General features: G+C 51.8%; 18 protein-coding genes. 10 read left to right on the top strand and 8 right to left on the bottom strand.

What is annotated here, in order from left to right; genetic code table 11:
• Nucleotides 1-96: 96 nt before the first annotated feature.
• Complete coding sequence (locus MAQ5080_RS07450; RefSeq protein WP_067208262.1) at nt 97-1,791, bottom strand: flavodoxin domain-containing protein; 1,695 nt, start codon at nt 1,789-1,791, stop codon at nt 97-99.
• Nucleotides 1,792-1,910: 119 nt separating this feature from the next.
• Between MAQ5080_RS07450 and MAQ5080_RS07445 the strand changes: the two genes are divergently transcribed.
• The 9 genes from MAQ5080_RS07445 to MAQ5080_RS07405 are packed head-to-tail and all read left to right on the top strand — an operon-like array spanning nt 1,911 to nt 7,743.
• Entirely contained in the window at nt 1,911-2,516 is a 606-nt protein-coding gene (locus MAQ5080_RS07445) for a PepSY-associated TM helix domain-containing protein (RefSeq protein ID WP_082861058.1), read from the top strand.
• Nucleotides 2,517-2,527: 11 nt separating this feature from the next.
• A complete protein-coding gene (locus MAQ5080_RS07440; RefSeq protein ID WP_067208255.1) occupies nt 2,528-3,004 on the top strand; it encodes a DUF2271 domain-containing protein in 477 nt (158 codons plus the stop codon).
• A gap of 19 nt (nt 3,005-3,023) precedes the next feature.
• On the top strand, nt 3,024-3,833 hold the full coding sequence (locus MAQ5080_RS07435; protein ID WP_067208252.1) for a DUF4198 domain-containing protein: 810 nt from the start codon (nt 3,024-3,026) through the stop codon (nt 3,831-3,833).
• A complete protein-coding gene (locus MAQ5080_RS07430) occupies nt 3,833-4,138 on the top strand; it encodes a hypothetical protein (RefSeq protein WP_067208249.1) in 306 nt (101 codons plus the stop codon). The genes MAQ5080_RS07435 and MAQ5080_RS07430 overlap by 1 nt, the downstream gene beginning before the upstream one ends.
• Nucleotides 4,125-4,565 (top strand): hypothetical protein, encoded by a 441-nt coding sequence (locus MAQ5080_RS07425; protein ID WP_067208246.1) that lies wholly within the window; start codon nt 4,125-4,127, stop codon nt 4,563-4,565. The genes MAQ5080_RS07430 and MAQ5080_RS07425 overlap by 14 nt, the downstream gene beginning before the upstream one ends.
• An 8-nt stretch (nt 4,566-4,573) precedes the next feature.
• On the top strand, nt 4,574-5,422 hold the full coding sequence (locus tag MAQ5080_RS07420) for a metal ABC transporter solute-binding protein, Zn/Mn family (protein WP_067208243.1): 849 nt from the start codon (nt 4,574-4,576) through the stop codon (nt 5,420-5,422).
• On the top strand, nt 5,419-6,117 hold the full coding sequence (locus MAQ5080_RS07415) for a metal ABC transporter ATP-binding protein (RefSeq protein WP_067208240.1): 699 nt from the start codon (nt 5,419-5,421) through the stop codon (nt 6,115-6,117). The genes MAQ5080_RS07420 and MAQ5080_RS07415 overlap by 4 nt, the downstream gene beginning before the upstream one ends.
• Nucleotides 6,107-7,003, top strand: a complete 897-nt coding sequence (locus MAQ5080_RS07410) for a metal ABC transporter permease (RefSeq protein ID WP_067208237.1) — start codon at nt 6,107-6,109, stop codon at nt 7,001-7,003. The genes MAQ5080_RS07415 and MAQ5080_RS07410 overlap by 11 nt, the downstream gene beginning before the upstream one ends.
• Nucleotides 6,994-7,743, top strand: coding sequence for a metal ABC transporter solute-binding protein, Zn/Mn family (locus tag MAQ5080_RS07405; RefSeq protein WP_067208234.1), 750 nt, complete (start codon nt 6,994-6,996; stop codon nt 7,741-7,743). The genes MAQ5080_RS07410 and MAQ5080_RS07405 overlap by 10 nt, the downstream gene beginning before the upstream one ends.
• A 150-nt stretch (nt 7,744-7,893) precedes the next feature.
• Here MAQ5080_RS07405 and xdhC read toward each other — a convergent pair whose 3' ends face one another.
• The 7 genes from xdhC to MAQ5080_RS07370 form a co-directional block, all read right to left on the bottom strand.
• Nucleotides 7,894-8,733 (bottom strand): xanthine dehydrogenase accessory protein XdhC, encoded by an 840-nt coding sequence (gene xdhC, locus MAQ5080_RS07400; RefSeq protein WP_067208231.1) that lies wholly within the window; start codon nt 8,731-8,733, stop codon nt 7,894-7,896.
• Nucleotides 8,730-11,090: a xanthine dehydrogenase molybdopterin binding subunit gene (xdhB, locus tag MAQ5080_RS07395; RefSeq protein WP_067208228.1), complete on the bottom strand. Its 2,361-nt coding sequence runs from the start codon at nt 11,088-11,090 to the stop codon at nt 8,730-8,732. Before xdhB ends, xdhC begins: the two co-directional genes overlap by 4 nt.
• Nucleotides 11,083-12,525, bottom strand: a complete 1,443-nt coding sequence (gene xdhA, locus MAQ5080_RS07390; protein WP_067208225.1) for a xanthine dehydrogenase small subunit — start codon at nt 12,523-12,525, stop codon at nt 11,083-11,085. The genes xdhB and xdhA overlap by 8 nt, the downstream gene beginning before the upstream one ends.
• A 229-nt stretch (nt 12,526-12,754) precedes the next feature.
• Complete coding sequence (locus MAQ5080_RS07385; protein ID WP_067208222.1) at nt 12,755-13,240, bottom strand: DUF2059 domain-containing protein; 486 nt, start codon at nt 13,238-13,240, stop codon at nt 12,755-12,757.
• A gap of 76 nt (nt 13,241-13,316) precedes the next feature.
• Nucleotides 13,317-13,865: a M23 family metallopeptidase gene (locus MAQ5080_RS07380; RefSeq protein ID WP_197464586.1), complete on the bottom strand. Its 549-nt coding sequence runs from the start codon at nt 13,863-13,865 to the stop codon at nt 13,317-13,319.
• A 108-nt stretch (nt 13,866-13,973) separates the two neighbouring features.
• Nucleotides 13,974-14,657 (bottom strand): P-loop NTPase family protein, encoded by a 684-nt coding sequence (locus MAQ5080_RS07375; RefSeq protein ID WP_067208219.1) that lies wholly within the window; start codon nt 14,655-14,657, stop codon nt 13,974-13,976.
• 188 nt (nt 14,658-14,845) lie between these two features.
• The gene (locus MAQ5080_RS07370; protein ID WP_067208215.1) at nt 14,846-15,508 is read right to left on the bottom strand and encodes an NADPH-dependent FMN reductase; all 663 of its coding nucleotides are present in this window, start codon (nt 15,506-15,508) and stop codon (nt 14,846-14,848) included.
• Nucleotides 15,509-15,718: 210 nt separating this feature from the next.
• Between MAQ5080_RS07370 and MAQ5080_RS07365 the strand changes: the two genes are divergently transcribed.
• Nucleotides 15,719-16,495 (top strand): SHOCT domain-containing protein, encoded by a 777-nt coding sequence (locus MAQ5080_RS07365; protein WP_067208212.1) that lies wholly within the window; start codon nt 15,719-15,721, stop codon nt 16,493-16,495.
• The last annotated feature ends 35 nt before the right edge of the window (nt 16,496-16,530 follow it).

The raw sequence follows: 16,530 nt of genomic DNA, 5'->3' as shown, positions 1-16,530 counted from the left end.
GAAGCAAGGGGAAGGAACACGAAATATCGCGGGACCACAAAGCTAAGCTTCTCCCCCTTGCTAAGGGGGGAGATTGAGAGGGGGTTATCAAGCTGCCTAATACAAATCCGTATGCAGCTGCTCGTGTAGTTGCTGTGTCGTTAAGATCTCCTCCAGCACGGCCAACACCGATTCACCAAAGCCAACGCGGCTGCCGCAAACATAGATATGGGCCCCTTTTTGCTCGACCCAGTGGCGTAACGTCTGTGCCTGTTGCTGTAACAGGCTTGGCACATACACGCCATCGGATTTCGACCAAGCACAGTCCATGCGCGTCAGAATCCCTTGCTTCTTCAGTTCGTCTAAGTCTTCGGCAAAGTAGTTATCTTGCTCTTGGTAACGCTCACCAAACAGCAGCCAGTTCTCGGTCTGGCTGTGCCATGCGTATTTCTGTTTCAAAAAGCCAATAAAGGGTGCCAAGCCAGTGCCTGCACCGATCATAATAAGCGGCACATCACCCACTAGGCGGAAGTTAGTATGCTCCCGTAAGCTCGCTTTTAAGGTCGCATTAGGCGCTAAGTCGGTTAAATAGCCGGAGCCAACGCCAACACTGCCGTCTTCTCGAATATGGCGCCGCACCAATAATTCGATATGCTCATCCGCGCACGAGGCAATGGAGTACAAGCGCTCCTCTTGCGCTACGCCATCGATTTCTGGCTGTACCGCCAATAGGTCACCCACTTGGTATTGGGCGTGTGGGGCGTACAAAGCAATGCGATAAGCCAAGCGTTCGCTTTGCTGTGGGTTCAAGCAACTGTTTTCGGTGACGGTAAACTCATTGTACTCAAGGGCCACGGGCTGACCCGCAATCCCTAACAGCTGACATACTTGCCCCCACCAAGTGTCCACCGCGCTTAAGTCCATGCGATCCACCGTTTGTGTCGGCAAAAGGCGCTGGAAGCCTTTTTCGTGGAGCAGATCTGAGAGCTGATAACCAAACGCACAAAAAGTCTTATACGTACGATCCCCAAGTGCCAGCACACTAAAGTGAGTATCAAGCGCAGTACTTGGCGTTTGCTGTATGTCTTTCAGCAATCGGTAAGCGGTGTCAGGCGCTTCACCATTACCATGAGTACTGACCACAAAGAAAACTTTGCGGTAGTTTTGTAATTGCTGCGCCGTTAACTCCGACACACAACGCAGATCTACCAAGGATTGTGCTGACTTGGATAGCTGTTGCGCCAAGCGTTTGGCTGTGCCCGTTTGACTGGCATAAGCAATCAAAGTAGCCGACTGACGGTTGCCCATGCGATAACGACGCGTTTCCCAATAACTGCCCAGCACCAGTAAGGTGAGCTGACATAAAACGCGTCCGATATTGACGTCTTGGTTGGCACCAAAGCCATACACCGATGGCAGTAATAATTGCAACGCTAGCAGCGCCATCACAACACCATAACGGCGTGCCATACGGTGTTTCATCACAATTAAGCCAATAACGACCACACTCCAAAGCACACATTCGCTGACTAATGACAAGCCCTGCAGCCACTGCACTTCTTGCACGGAAAATAAGTAGAGCAGCGCGCCTTCCTGAACTTGCGCAATGCCGCCACCGGCCAGTTGATACACCTCATGACCGGCTAGGGTAAACAAGGGCCAAGCAGGGATCTGCACCATGACATGACCGGCATTGGCGGAGGCACTGTCGAGCACGCTCCATAGGTACAACATGAAAAATAATGTCATGGCCGCCGCCACATACATCATGCGATCCAATTGCTGAATCAGCTTAGAAAACCACCAAGACACTCAATTTCTCCGTAAACCTATGTAAATCTTATTGATAACTATTCTTATTATATTGCACAAACGATAATTAAGCGATTATGATTAGCATCCTCAATGATATTTGAAGATTGTTTCCCGTTATGACAAGCAAATTTCTAGCAATGAACCGCTGGGCAAGATGGCTACATATTTACAGCGCTGCCCCCGTTCTATTGCTGATGATGTTTTTTGCTCTGACTGGCGTCACGCTGAATCATCTTAGTTGGAACCTAGGGGACACCGAACAATCGTCACAGTCCTTAGAGTTGCCGAGTGCGCTGCTCGACCTAGACTGGCAAAGCGAGTCGAGCCAAACCGCGTTAAGCGTGCTCGCTTGGTTGGACCAAGAGCATGGCTTTAATGGCGTCGATATTGAGATTAATTGGGAGCTAGAAGAGCAATTGCTTCTGCTCCATTTGGAAGGGCCTCAAGGTAGCTATGCCATAGAGGTATACCCAGAGGATGAAATGGTCGATGTGTTTGTCCGCGATCTGCCCTTCCTAGAAATGTTGAACAACTTACACCGCGGCAAGCATGTCACCGGGTTCTGGCGCTGGCTGTCAGACATCTCAGGAGTGTGCATGCTGATTTTTTGCCTATCAGGCTTATGGCTTTTGATGGTTAACACTGTGCAACGTGCGACCACGTTAAGTTGGGTCAGTATGGGCTCAGTCGTGATGGTGTTAACCGTATATTTAATGCATTAAAGGAGTGCTTAATGCGTTCATTGATTCGTACCTCTGTGTTGGCAGCCTCCTTGGCTGCTGCAGGCTTAGCGCAGGCCACTAGCGTGCAGGTAGACTTCGAAATTCCACGTCCAGATGCCGAGCGTTATGCTAAGCCATACGTAGCGATTTGGGCCGAAAACGGTAGAGAGTCGGAACACTTATTGATTTGGCATTTACAGGGCGAAAAGGACAAATGGTTATCTGATCTGCGCCGCTGGTGGCGCAAGATCGGCCGTTACGACCATCATGTGGATGGCCTAACGGGGGCAACTAAAGGCGCCGGCCATTACAGCGAAACATTCGACGTCAATGACAACTGGGATAAGTTCACGCTTTACCTAGAAGCGGCTCGAGAAAATGGCGGCCGTTCTCTGGTGAAGTCAAAGATCGATCTCAGCAAAGGTCAATCAGAGTACCGCATTCCAGCGGAAGACGAGCTCGGCGACATCCTCATTACCATCAAATAATTCATTCAAGGACTATTCAATGTTTAAGGCAACACTTTGCACCCTTGGTCTGCTGGCTGCGAGCAGCACCATGGCCCACGAACTTATGATCATGCCAACCAAGTCGATCGTGACACAGGCACCAGCGACCGTGGCCATTGATATCTCTGCGTCACATGGTGTCTATCGTCCAGATAAAGGTGTGGGGGTCGACAGCATCACTGTCCTCGATGCTGACGGCAAACGTGTTCGCGATATCGGTACTGTGGTGAAGGGAAAAACACGTACTTCATTTGAATTGCCTATCGAAAACGATGGTACTTACAAGATCATGTACGGCGGCTCTGAGCCAATGTACCTCACCAACTACACCATTGGCGCTCGTGATACACAAAAACGTATCCGCGGCAGCAAGGAAGAAGTCAAAGACCTGATTCCTGAAGGCGCAAAAAACATCGAAACGGTAAAAATGAACCGCTACGGTATGACGTTTATCACCGCCAAAATGCCGACAGATGCAGTGCTGCAACCGTCTAACGAAGGCCTTGAAATCATCCCTGTGACACACCCTGCTGATTACATCAATGGCGAAGAAATCGAATTCAAAGCCTTGTTGGATGGTCAACCTACAGAAGGAGTAGAGATCACGGTAAAAGCCGAAGCGGCGCTGTACAACGGTGACCTAGAGCCAATCAAAGCGACCACTGACGAAGACGGCATGGCCAGTGTCGTGATTGAAAACGCGGGCCGCTACGCGGCAACGTTTGCTTTCCAAGGCGACAACCCTGGCGCGGATGCGGACAAGGCCTTCTACTCTGTGTTTTACACCTTTGAAGTGGTATACGAATAATGACCAAAGCTACCATTCTTATGGGTAGCCTAGTGGCTTTGCTTTCGAGCAAAGCCCTAGCCCACTACCCGACACTTGACTGTGTCCTTGAGCAACAACAAGTCAACTGCGCCGCGGCTTACAGCGACGGCTCCTTAGCCTATAACGAAACCATCGAAGTGCGCAGCTACGATGAAGAGCTACTGCACTCTTTGACCACGGATAATATGGGCGAAATTCATCTTGCCCAGCCGGCCGGTGAATACTATCTGATCTTCGACCCAGGTCACGAGGACCCAGCTGAGTTTGACTATGCCGAGTTCTAAGGTCGAAATCATTTCACCTCTGGACGGCCGTGGTGAAACGCGCAATTTCTTACTGATATGCGCCGGCGTACTGGCCTTAGCGGTATTGCTGCTGTCTATGATTGATCGACAGTCCGGCCAAGCCATGCCTGAGCTACCTCATGAGCTTAGTAATATGGCCACACAAATCAGTAATGCCGTCGAAGAGGTCGCGCTATTAGAGGAAGCCGGACTCATCAGCCAGCCCTATCAACTGATAGATCTACCGCTTCCAAGCTTCAAAAACGCTGTCTTTGAACAACTCGACGAGACCTGCTTTAGCCTGTTTCAAGGGGAGCACGTGTTTGTTGTGGAGCGTCAGAAAGCCGCATGGACAGCACACTGGGCCACCTCGACACAGCCTCTCGATTGTCACGCCGCCGTTACTTGGCACTCGCTAAACCAATAGGATTCTCCATGAGATACTTACTACTCAGCCTTCTCGTTTTATGCAGTACTCACGCCAGCGCTCGTCTACAAGTCGGCGTCACATTGCACCCCTATTACTCTTATGTCAGCAACATTTTGGGCGACCGTGGGGATACCCTGCCGTTGATCTCGAGCGGTTTTAACCCACATAACTACCAATTGAACCCAGCCGATATCGAGCGCCTAAATGGCTTAGATGCGTTGGTGGTGAATGGTATCGGCCATGATTTGTTTGCTACCAACACCGTCGATCGCCTGCAGCCTGAAGGCCTGACGGTGATCTACGCCAACCAAGACGTGCCCTTGATTGGCCATGACGAAAAGGTCAATCCACATTCGTTTGTCTCCATCGATGCGGGGATTCGTCAGGTGTACACCATTGCCAAAGAGCTAGGCAAATTGGACCCTGACAACAAATCTTATTTTTTGAAAAATGCCCTAGCGTACGCCAAGACACTGCGCGCTTTGAAGCTCCCTGTGCAACAAACATTATTGGATAAAGACGTGAGTGACCTACGCATTGCCAGCACCCACGGTGCTTACGCCTACCTGCTACAAGAATTTGGCTTGACCGTCTCTGCAGTCATTGAACCAGCGCACGGCGTGTCGCCAACGGCATCACAGCTCGAAGAAACCATCGAAACCATTCTTCAGCAAAACATCGATGTCTTGTTCACCGAGCTCAATATGGAGAATCAATACGTCAATGTCATTGAGAACGAAACCGGCATCAAAATTTACTACTTCAGCCATATGACCCATGGCGAATACAGCAAAGACCAAGTGGAACGAGAAATGGGCGCCAACCTGAAAAAGCTCGCTGAGGCACTGCAATGATGGGCCCGAGCTTAAAACTGCAGGGGTTAGGGGTGACCATCAAGGGCATGACCTTGTTGCAACCGCTTAATCTGACTTTGTCTGGCAGTCTGTGGCATGGCATCGCTGGCCCGAACGGCGGTGGTAAAAGCACCTTGCTGAAAGCCATCGCTGGGTTGCACAACCATCGCGGCCAGATTGAATTGCACTGGCCTAACGGCAAAAACAACATCGGCTACATGCCACAGCTGTCGCCATTCGACGCTTCGTTACCAGTCACTGCGCTGGATTTTTTGCGTATGCATTGTGATAAACGCCCAGTCTGGCGCCGCTATAAAGGCGACCCGAAAATCGCAGCGGTGGTCGAGCGTGTCGGTATGCAAAAGCTACTCAGCAAACGCCTAGGTACCCTATCCTCCGGTGAGCGCCAACGTGTGCTGTTAGCCTGCGCGTTATTAAACGAGCCACATATTTTATTACTGGATGAGCCCATGGCAGGGGTTGATAAAGACGGTCGCGAACAGATTCTTGAGATCTTAGTCGACTTTAAAGCGCAAGGCGGCACCATCGTGATGATTGAGCACGACTGGCAAATCCTGCAGCAGCATTGCGACACCCTGGCGTGGATCGACGGCGGCTTAGAAGCCCATGACACGCCTACCGCCATCTTCGACAACCTACAAGCGCCAACACTAGGGATGCGTCATGCTAGCTAATATTCACAGTTTCTTTTCTGGCTTAGTAGACAGTGGCATGCTGCCCTCCATGTTTGGCTATGGCTTTGTCGTCAATGCCTTTATCGCCTGTCTCATGATTGGTCCATTACTCGGCATGCTGGGCACCCTAGTGGTGGTCAAACGTTTAGCGTTTTTATCGGAAGCCGTGGGCCACAGCGCTTTAACGGGCGTGTCGATTGGTATTTTGCTAGGCGAGCCAGCCACGGAGCCATGGATCAGTTTGTTTGCCTTCTCAGTGCTGTTCTCGCTGACCTTACAATGGGTCCGTGGCCGCACCACGGTTCCCTATGATGCCTTGATCGGCGTGTTCTTGGCCTTTGCCTTGGCCATGGGTGCGGCACTGCTAATGTTTGTGGCGAAGAAGATCAACGCTCACTTGGTGGAACAAGTGTTGTTTGGCTCGATCCTAACGGCATCCGCTTACGATCTGATCATTCTTGCTGTCATCACTGCCATCGTCATGGCATTGGCCTTCTTTAGTGCCAACCAAGCCTACCTCAATGCGCTGAGTCCAGACATTGCGCGTTCACTCCGCATACCAGTGACATTGCATGACTACGCTTTTGTACTATTGATCGCCTTGGTCACCGTCGCCGCGGTAAAAATCATTGGTGCTATTTTGGTGGGTGCTCTGCTATTGATTCCTGCGGCCAGCGCACGCCTGATGGCCCGCGATCTACGCGGCATGGTTGGCTTTTCTGTCTTAATTGCCACCACCAGCGCCTTAATCGGCGTCTTACTGCCTATGCATATGAAATGGGCGATAGGTACGGGACCGGCCATTATTTTGGTGGCCTGTGTTTGGTTCATCATCGCCATTTCTGTTTTCACTCTACGTAAAGGAAGCTCTGCCGCATGCGCCTAATCGTTTCCAGCCTATTCTTACTTTTGGCCAATATGGCTGTGGCCGCCAACATCGCAACCGTCACCCCGATTGCTTACAGCATGACCTCTGCTCTGGTGGCAGACAGTGATATTGAAGCCACTTATCTACCGCCAACACGCTTGCCAATTAACCGCATTCCGAGCTGGTTAAAGCGCAACGATACTGAGCCAATGGCGCACTTTGATGCCATTGTAAACATCAGCTCACTGCGTCCAGAGCTGGATTTCTACAAGCCCCTGCGCAGTACCAATGTGCGTATTGTGCCGATTGATATCGCCCAAGCCTTGATCCCAGGCGGGGAACAAGTCGCCACCCATGAAGCAGATGAATACTTTTGGCTCAACAGCAATAACGCCCTGCTGATGCTGGGGATTTTGAAACGAGATTTGATCGCCCTGTGGCCCGATCAAGCCGAACAGATCAGCGCTAACTTCCAAGCCACCAGCAAGGCGCTACGCCAAGTGGCATTGGACATTGACGATGCTTTATTGATGTCTGGCTATGATGCGCTGAGCACGGCCAAAGCCTCACTGACGCCGTTTAGCAAATCGCTATTGCTCCCCACTCTTGGTAAAGAAGAGCAAGACGGCATGAATACTTTGATCATCAACACCAAAGGCGGTGATCAGACTTGGCAAGTGGATGATTTCAGTCGCTTCAGCAAACAGAGCTTTATTGAACGTTGGCAGGCCGTTTTACAAGGCATCCCCACCGCGTAACCTCAAGCCGCATCTGTCTTTTGCAACCAAAGCAGAGCGGCCCGCTCTGCTTTCTGTCACATCAGAGTTAGCTGGAAGCCGCGTTTCTAAAGCGCACTCGCGCACAAGATTTCCTTTCTTTGAGTAGCTACTGGCTGCTCTTTTTTTACCTTAGGTTGGCTGATCGAGCTCTTGCTTAAGGGACGCCCAATCAATCGCCTGTTGTTTTTGCTGTGCGGGACGCTGCGCTTGATAAAGGGAAATCAATTGCCCAGCAATGGAAATGGCCACTTCCATAGGTCGTTTACCCGGCACTTGCGCGAGCCCAACCGGACAGGTCAGCTTGGCGATATCGGCTTCACTAAACTGTCGATGGCTTAAACGTTGGCGAAAACGCAGCGCTTTGGTGTCTGAGCCAATCACGCCAATAAATCCAAGATCGCCACGTTTAAGAGCGGCTTCGGTGAGTTCATAATCCAGCTGATGATTGTGGGTCAGCACCAACATATAACTACCCGCTGTTGCTCGGCTTAATTCGCCGACCGGATCATCGCTCAGGCATTGCTGTACATTTTCTGGAATATGTTCCGGGAATTGCTCGGCACGACTGTCCACCCAATGCACGCGCAGCGGCAGCTCTGCCAACAGCGGCACCATGGCTTTGGCCACATGACCGGCGCCAAATAACCACACGTCTTTGCCGCGCTCGGAAAAATGCTCAAACAGCACGGATACCTTGCCGCCACAGCATTGCCCTAAGGTCGCGCCCAGTGGGTATTCTTCAATATGCTGGCAGTCTTGCTGTTTCAGTAGCAATTCTCGGGCTTTGGCAATGGCTTTGTATTCCAAATGCCCGCCGCCAATGGTGTCAAAGCTATGCTCCGTGGTGACCACCATCTTACTGCCGGTTTCCCGTGGCGAGGAGCCACGGGTACCGATCACGGTGACCAGTACATAGGCCTCACCGCTGCGTTGTAATTGTGCGACCACATCGGTCCAAGGTTTCATCATCGGCCCTTCCCTTTTTGCTCAGCAGCCTGTTCTCGTGTCGCCATCATAGCATTCAACACCCGCTCAGGTGTGGCGGGTGTATCCAAAGGCGGACTCACTTGGTAGTTGGACAAGGATGAAATGGCATCGCGTAACGCCGACCATACAGAGATGGCTAGCATAAACGGCGGCTCGCCGACGGCTTTGGAGTGATAGACTGTGTCTTCTTCATTAGCGCGCGCAAACAAGTCCACCTTAAAGCGCTTCGGCGTATCGCTGATCGCTGGGATTTTATAAGTCGCTGGGCCATTACTGAGCAAGACCCCCTTGTCGTTCCACTTCAGTTCCTCGGTGGTGAGCCAACCCATGCCTTGGATAAAACCGCCTTCGATCTGACCACAGTCCAGCGCTGGGTTTAGGCTGCGCCCCACATCGTGCAGGATGTCGACAGCGAGCACTTTGTATTCACCGGTTAGGGTATCCACCACCACTTCCGATACCGCGGCACCATTAGCGAAATAGAAGAACGGACGTCCTTTGGCTTGCTCACGGTCATACCAGATTTTTGGCGTTTTGTAGTACCCCGTGGCTGACAAGGAGACACGGTTTTCATAGGCAAACAGAGCGCCATCGGCAAAGCTCATGGATTCCCCCTGATCCCCCCAATAGATACGCCCGTCGGCAAAGCGCACGCTGTCGCGGCCGCAAGCTTTATGCTCAGCCACACACTCCGCAATACGCTGCTTCAAGGTCAAAGCCGCGTTGCGCGCCGCTTGACCGTTGAGGTCGGTACCACTGGAGGCGGCTGTGGGTGAGGTATTGGGTACCTTATCCGTGCGCGTGGCCGTGATTTGGATTTCATGCGGATCAATGGCGAGGGCTTCGGCCACAATTTGGATAATCTTGGTGTGCAGCCCTTGGCCCATTTCTGTGCCACCGTGGTTCACTTGAATGCTGCCGTCGGTGTAAATATGGATCAGCGCACCGGCTTGGTTAAGGTGCTGTAAGGTAAAGGAAATCCCGAACTTCACTGGGGTCAGTGCTAGGCCTCGTTGCAACACACGACTGGTTTTATTCCACTGCGTGATTTCAGCGCGGCGCGCACGATAGTCACTGTTTTGCTCAAGCTGTTCGATTAATTCTAACAGTACATTGTGCTCAACCGTTTGATGATAAGGGGTGGTATCACGACCACCGGCGCTGTATAAGTTGAGCTTCCGCACATCCAACGGGTCTTTGCCCACAGCCCGAGCAATATCGTCCATGGCGCGCTCAATGATCATCATACCTTGCGGCCCACCAAAGCCGCGAAACGCCGTGTGCGACACGGTATTGGTCCTACAGCGATGACCGGCAATGCTGACATCCGCGAGGTAATAGGCGTTATCGGCGTGAAACATGGCCCGATCAACAATCGCATCAGACAAATCCGCTGAGTGACCACAGTTACCGGCCACCATAATATCCGCTCCCTGGATCAAACCTTGTTCATCAAAACCAATGTCATAGGTGTTGTAGAACGGATGGCGCTTGCCGGTCATAGTCATATCATCAACCCGCGGCAAGCGCAGCTTCACAGGTTTACCGGTTTTCAGCACCAAGGCTGCCGCCATACAGGCCCACCCGGCGGCTTGGCTTTCTTTACCGCCAAAGCCACCGCCCATACGGCGCATGTCCACGGTGATACGATTGGCCGGCACACTGAGGACTTCGGCCACCAACTTCTGCACTTCGCTCGGATGCTGCGTCGAGCTGTACACCAACATGCCACCATCTTCGGCGGGCACCACTAAGGCCACCTGGCCTTCTAGGTAGAAATGCTCCTGACCGCCCACATGCTGCTCGGCCTGCAAGCGTTTCGGGGCTTTCGCCAAGGCGGCTTGGGCATCGCCATGGCTCATAAAATGGGAAGGACGCACAAACTGTTGCGCTGTTAGCGCTTCGATCACATCCAAGGTAGGCACGTCTTCGACAAACTCAATCTTAGCCTGCTTCACCGCGCGGCGCGCTTGCTGCTCGGTTTCCGCCACGACCACAAAGATTGGCTGACCTTGGTATTTGATTTCCTCCGAGGTCAAAATCGGATCGCCACCAAACACCGCGCCGATGTCGGTCACTCCGGGAATATCCTCCACCACAAGAATGTCTACGACGCCTTCACTTTGACGCACGGCCGAGAGGTCCATCCCTGTAATGCGCCCTTTAGCAATCGAACTGTAGCCAACCGCTCCATACAAGGTGCCGCGCGGCTCGAGCATATCGTCCACATAAATGGCTGTGCCCGACACATGTTTGGTGGCACTCTCATGGACACGGGCCACCCCTGTGGTCCCAGCGACTTGACTGGCAGGGCTGCCCTTAGCTTTGAGATTACGCATACTGCACCACCTCCAAGGCTTCAGCCGTGGGATTATCTTGTTCGAGCACCGCACGCAGCAGTAGATTCTGCGCCACTTGCAAACGATAAGCCCCGCTAGCACGCACATCATCAATCGGACTAAAATCTTGTGCCAGCGCCTGTTGTGCTGCCTCGATGCCCTGTTCGCTAAAAGGCTGTCCAAGCAGCGCTTGTTCCGCATGAAACGCTCGTGCGGGGGTGGCTGCCATGCCGCCAAAACCTAGACGCGCTTGCTGCACTACACCGTCCTTGAGTTCAATAGAGAACGCGGCACACACGGCAGAGATATCATCATCAAGGCGCTTAGAAATCTTATATACATACAGCTGTCGCTCTGGCTGCAAAGGTATTTCAATGGCTTCAATAAAGCCCGATGTAGGCAATTTGGTTTGACGGTAGCCAGTGAAAAACTCTGCAATGGGCATGGTGTGGCGACCTGCGGGGCTACGCAAATGTAAGATGGCATCAAGTGCCAACAATACCGGCGGTGTATCCCCAATTGGTGAAGCGTTGGCAATATTGCCACCCAAGGTACCTTGATTACGCACCTGTAACGAACCTAAGCGCTCTAGTAACCGCGCAAAGCTTGGAAAGTGCTGTTGCAGTAGAGGTTCGACATCCGTGTAAGAGAGTGCCGCCCCCAGTTTGAGCCACTGCTCGCTTTCTTCAATCTGTGTCAGCTCTGCCACGCGACCGGTGTAAATCAGGGTGTCGGGCTGCTGCAGCTGTTGCGTAATGGTTAATGAAAAATCGGTTCCGCCTGCCACCAATTGCGCCTTGGGGTGCGCTGTTAACTGAGCCAGTAACTCATCGCTGGAGGTGGGCACTAGAAAGTGACGTTGGCCCGCTTGCATCGAGGCACTGATGGGCTGCTGCAACATGTCCGTTAAACGAGTAGCGACTGCCGCTTCTTGCTGTGCCAACGCGTCTGCAACGCCTTGACCCGCCAGGCTCAGCGCCGCATCAATAATGGGGCGATAACCTGTACAACGGCATAGATTGCCCGCCAAGGCACGCTCTACCTCTGCCCGCGTTGGCTGATGGTCATTCCTATAGAGGCAAAACAGGGACATGATAAAACCCGGCGTACAAAAGCCACATTGAGAACCGTGCTGATCCACCATCGCTTGCTGTACAGGGTGTAAGGCGTCATGCTGTTGCAAATGCTCGACGGTGAGCAATTGCTTGCCATGCAGGCTACCCACTAAGGTAATGCAGCTGTTGAGCGTACGGTAGCGTAAGCGCTGCTTCACCACCTCGGCGACCACCACGGTACAGGCACCGCAATCCCCTGAGGCACAACCTTCCTTACTACCGCGCTGTTCCGCCTTGGTGCGTAGGTATTCGAGCACCGTCATCTCTGGGGCGCTATTCTCGAGACACACTTCTCGATCATTCAGTAAAAAACGGATCATGTTCCCGCTACTCCTATCCAGACAAGGCGACCACACGCTTCCTTGTCACAGTAACCTGTTCTTTTTTCTCAGATTATACAGTTCGTTTTCTGGCAGTCTCGCACACACAGGCGCGCTTCTACCAGCGGATACTGTTTAAGGTAGCAGGATTCTTGCCAAAATTAACCATTCGGTTAAGTTTGACAAAAGGAAGGGTCAGACCGCCATCATAGTGCGGCCGTTGGTGCGGCTATTTTTCTGTGGCGACATTTGCTTGGTAAAAAGCACGGATCTTTTGCTTCAGCAAATATTCTTTCTTCTGCCCTTCTAACATGCCCATTTGGGCACCGTATTGCATCAGTCGAGGCTCTTCTTGCAGGGTTTTCTGACCGGTCGGCGACAGGTAAAAGTCGATCATGTCTTGCATTTCAGCTTTGCTGTAAGTGTTATCGTATTCCAGCGCAATGGCTTGGATCATGGCGTCTAGGTCCAGATCGTTGACAAACCACTCACGGTGCAATTCACGAAACGCTTCTAACTGTTCAGGGCTCAATTGCCAATGCTGAGCTTGTGTGTCAATCGCGGGCATCATGGCATTAAAACCGTCGAGCATCGCTTGTTCGGTACGGAGCACTTCGAGCAGCTCCATGACTTTGGCACTTGGTTGCTCTTGTGCCTGGAGCGATGACATCCCTAAGCTGAGGCATAACGCGGCGATGCAGGTAAAGCGTTTCATGTACAAATCCTTTTATTGCGGTTTCAAGAGCAGAAGATCCTATACGAAACGGCCAACAAATAAAACAGATTCTCATTTACATATTGATCGCAGGGGCAAGATAGTCAATCGGATTTAACCAGTGCGCTTTCTGCTCACCTAGCGTGGCATCATCAATGCGAGATCTATCCGCAAACACCAGACGAATGCCGTAATGTAGGTGCGGCGGCTTGCCTTGGGCGTTACCAGAGCTTCCGACGGTCCCCAGCTGCGTGCCAGCATCGATATACCCTGCCAGATCTTCGACGATGCTATCTAAATGGGCGTAGTAATGTAGACGCCAGTTCGGCCCTAATGCCCAAATGTTTTTACCGCCACGGGCGCTGTCATTGACGGACAGGATAATGTGATGGGTCGCGGCGACAACAGGCGTGCCACGTTCGGCAAAGATGTCCATGCCCTTGTGAACTAAGGACTGACCCCAAGGTTCATACCAGAAGGTGTCAGGATGCCAATCCCGTGATGTTGCCCCGACCACTGGCATTACCTTAGGCTCGGACCAGTTATGATAGGTAGACCAAGCGCCACCTGTGACACCTAAAGCAGCCATCATCAGTGCGCCTGTCGCTAGCCTAACTTTGTTCATGGTGGACTCCATTAAATAGACGTCCTACCACTATCCCTAGCGGCTTCCTCTTTCTCAAGGCGAAATAAGGAAGCGCTGTGATCTAACTTTGAAAGCGTCTTTGAGGGCTTACTCTAGAAACGCTAGCTCATCGTAAGCATTGCGTAACCAGACTTTCATACGTTGACGCTCTGCGATGTTCATTAAGCTGCGGTTATTGGCCACCGCCCAGAAGCTGCTGTTGTTGAAGTCAATTTTTTGCGTCAGCTTGCTTTGTAGCTTTGGCAATTCAATGATGAAAGCCTCGCGTTGCTGCGCTTTTTTGAAGGTCTCGGACTTCTGAAAGCGAGAAAAGTCGGTACCGCGACCAAGGTTTTGTACCACAATGAATTCCAGTTCAGGTTGCTGGTAACGCTCCAACAATTGCTCCAACAACAAAACCGAGTCAGCACCATCATCCATCACGTGCCAAAGGCACACTTGGTAATCCATCTCGTCTAATAGACCAAACACATCAGTATCATCAATCCACTCGCCTAATGGCTTGGCCGCTTGCGCCGCTAGGTCAATGATTAAGTCTTTATCTGGGTTGGCTTCCATCGATTCAAGTAAGCCGTCTAGACTGTCTTCTTCGCCAATCACCACAGGTGATGCGAAGTCGCTGTAAAAGCGTGAAAAGGTGCCGTGCGAGGCATCGCAATCAAATCCTAGAAAAGGCAGCTCTTGGTCAATGTAATACTGCGCCAATAAACGTGCCGTCATTGACTTGCCCACACCACCTTTTTCGCCACCGACAAAATGTACTTTCCCCATGTATCGCTCCCTGTATTAACGGATCATTGCCCTACTATATGCATGGCTTTATGACGGGGTGATGACCCCGTTTAACAAACATACAACCAAGCTTCGAAAATGGGAATGCGCCGCCCCCCTGATCACTCAACTTTCGCAAGCGTTCGACATTTTTTAGAGAAACTTAGGCAAAATGTCGCCAACATTCACTATTTTGGTGCGTTACGCTGAGAAGGATCCTTTTTAAATGCCGCGCTTTGCGCAAAGGGGTCGGACTTATGGCGTTGCACTAACGTCGCTTCGGCCCACCAGAGCAGTTGACTGAAGGTGCGGCCAAAATACCCCCGCCAGCGTTCCTCATCTACGCCTGCAAGCGTTTGTCCGCTGTCATCAAACACTTCTTGCGCCTTGGGGACATGGATCATCGCTGATACGGGTAAACAGCCCAACTCCGCTAAAAAAGCACGCATACCCATGGCTGCTCGCATGCCGCCCCACTGCCCTGCGGAATAGGTAACAATGGCACTCGGCTTAAAAGAGAACAAGGAGCTACCAAAGTGGTTGAGTAGGTTCGCCAGGGCTGGGCTCATTGAGTGATTGTACTCGGGGCTCACCATGACATAGCCATCGGCCTGCTGGATTTTATCCGCCAGTACATCGAGGTCGTGAGGCGCCTTATTTTTGGCGTAGGCAAAATGTGGCTTGAAGACTGCCCCTTGCTCATAATCAAGCGGATCAATCAGCTCGAATGTGTGTTCTGGGTAAGCGCTGCTGAGCAGGGCTAAGCAGGCATTGGCAACCCGCTCGCCCAACCGTGCCGGACGCGGCGGGGTGGACGTTCGTACGGAACCGAGAAAAATCAGAATATTCATCAGTACACCTTTATCGCTTATTGGTCTTAGAAAGCGCCATCGATCTGTATAAATAACAAACAAAAAGGTAGCTAATGTGTCACAATGCGCCACTATCATAGTCACAAACTTGTGGCACTGCCGTGTCACAATGTACCCACGCCCCTCAGTCTGAGCCCGAGTGTATGACTGCATTCTAACAAGGACCGATGCCAATATAGGACACCGATCATGCAACAGCTTACGAACGCCGGACAACAACTTGTTAATGATATCTCATACCGCTATGGGCTGAGCCAGGACGCGGTCGTGCATATGCTCATCGCCGTTAATAATGGCTCAGGTAGCATGGCGCAATTTAACTGCCCAGAGCTCGGTGGCTCAGGCCAGTGGATGCGTGGCGGCATGACCATGGTCGGCGATATGTTTAATAACGGTCTCAAAAATACCGTAGATAATCTCTGTAATGAATTGGCGAATGCGCTTGCTAATACGACCATTTTTCCAGCGCCCAAGGCCGGCGCAGCTAACTCACAACAATGGTGGCCAGCCGATCTTGGCCAGCCGTTTAGCAGCGGCGCGCAAAATAATCTGCGTTACGCCGTCTTCCCCGGCCGTTTAGCCGTTGACGTCAATGGTAGCGTCACCGTATACGATACCTTAAACCATAATATTGGTGGTGTAAGCCAACAACAAGGTGGCAATCAATCACTGACCTTTAGCAGCCAATTCGGCACCGTGTCGGTAGACAGCTTACCCATTATCTCTGGTGCATCGACACAAACGTCTCCGGCACCTCAACACAACAACTTTGCCGAACCGCAACCAGACTATGCGGCTCAACCTGGGCAAGGACTTTCTCAGCCAACCGCTAACACGCAACCCCTACCCGCTAATAGCGATGAAATTTTTGCCCTGTTAGAGAAGCTCGGGGGGTTGTATGAGGCTGGCGTACTTACCCAAGATGAGTTCAATGCTAAGAAGTCTGAGCTACTTAGCCGAATTTAGCCAGCAACCTTGCGAGTATTACGAAAGACAGTCAG

Source organism: Marinomonas aquimarina (assembly GCF_900089755.1).
Classification (GTDB): Bacteria; Pseudomonadota; Gammaproteobacteria; order Pseudomonadales; family Marinomonadaceae; genus Marinomonas; species Marinomonas aquimarina.
The sequence above is the reverse complement of the archived record's forward strand: the minus strand, read 5'-3'. Positions and strand labels throughout refer to the sequence as shown.

Bases quoted from the DNA above. Each gene is read 5' to 3' on its own strand.
- MAQ5080_RS07445 (WP_082861058.1), top strand. From the start codon at position 1,911: ATGACAAGCAAATTTCTAGCAATGAACCGCTGGGCAAGATGGCTACAT.
- MAQ5080_RS07440 (WP_067208255.1), top strand. From the start codon at position 2,528: ATGCGTTCATTGATTCGTACCTCTGTGTTGGCAGCCTCCTTGGCTGCT.
- MAQ5080_RS07435 (WP_067208252.1), top strand. From the start codon at position 3,024: ATGTTTAAGGCAACACTTTGCACCCTTGGTCTGCTGGCTGCGAGCAGC.
- MAQ5080_RS07430 (WP_067208249.1), top strand. From the start codon at position 3,833: ATGACCAAAGCTACCATTCTTATGGGTAGCCTAGTGGCTTTGCTTTCG.
- MAQ5080_RS07425 (WP_067208246.1), top strand. From the start codon at position 4,125: ATGCCGAGTTCTAAGGTCGAAATCATTTCACCTCTGGACGGCCGTGGT.
- MAQ5080_RS07420 (WP_067208243.1), top strand. From the start codon at position 4,574: ATGAGATACTTACTACTCAGCCTTCTCGTTTTATGCAGTACTCACGCC.
- MAQ5080_RS07415 (WP_067208240.1), top strand. From the start codon at position 5,419: ATGATGGGCCCGAGCTTAAAACTGCAGGGGTTAGGGGTGACCATCAAG.
- MAQ5080_RS07410 (WP_067208237.1), top strand. From the start codon at position 6,107: ATGCTAGCTAATATTCACAGTTTCTTTTCTGGCTTAGTAGACAGTGGC.
- MAQ5080_RS07405 (WP_067208234.1), top strand. From the start codon at position 6,994: ATGCGCCTAATCGTTTCCAGCCTATTCTTACTTTTGGCCAATATGGCT.
- xdhC (WP_067208231.1), bottom strand. From the start codon at position 8,733: ATGATGAAACCTTGGACCGATGTGGTCGCACAATTACAACGCAGCGGT.
- xdhB (WP_067208228.1), bottom strand. From the start codon at position 11,090: ATGCGTAATCTCAAAGCTAAGGGCAGCCCTGCCAGTCAAGTCGCTGGG.
- xdhA (WP_067208225.1), bottom strand. From the start codon at position 12,525: ATGATCCGTTTTTTACTGAATGATCGAGAAGTGTGTCTCGAGAATAGC.
- MAQ5080_RS07385 (WP_067208222.1), bottom strand. From the start codon at position 13,240: ATGAAACGCTTTACCTGCATCGCCGCGTTATGCCTCAGCTTAGGGATG.
- MAQ5080_RS07380 (WP_197464586.1), bottom strand. From the start codon at position 13,865: ATGAACAAAGTTAGGCTAGCGACAGGCGCACTGATGATGGCTGCTTTA.
- MAQ5080_RS07375 (WP_067208219.1), bottom strand. From the start codon at position 14,657: ATGGGGAAAGTACATTTTGTCGGTGGCGAAAAAGGTGGTGTGGGCAAG.
- MAQ5080_RS07370 (WP_067208215.1), bottom strand. From the start codon at position 15,508: ATGAATATTCTGATTTTTCTCGGTTCCGTACGAACGTCCACCCCGCCG.
- MAQ5080_RS07365 (WP_067208212.1), top strand. From the start codon at position 15,719: ATGCAACAGCTTACGAACGCCGGACAACAACTTGTTAATGATATCTCA.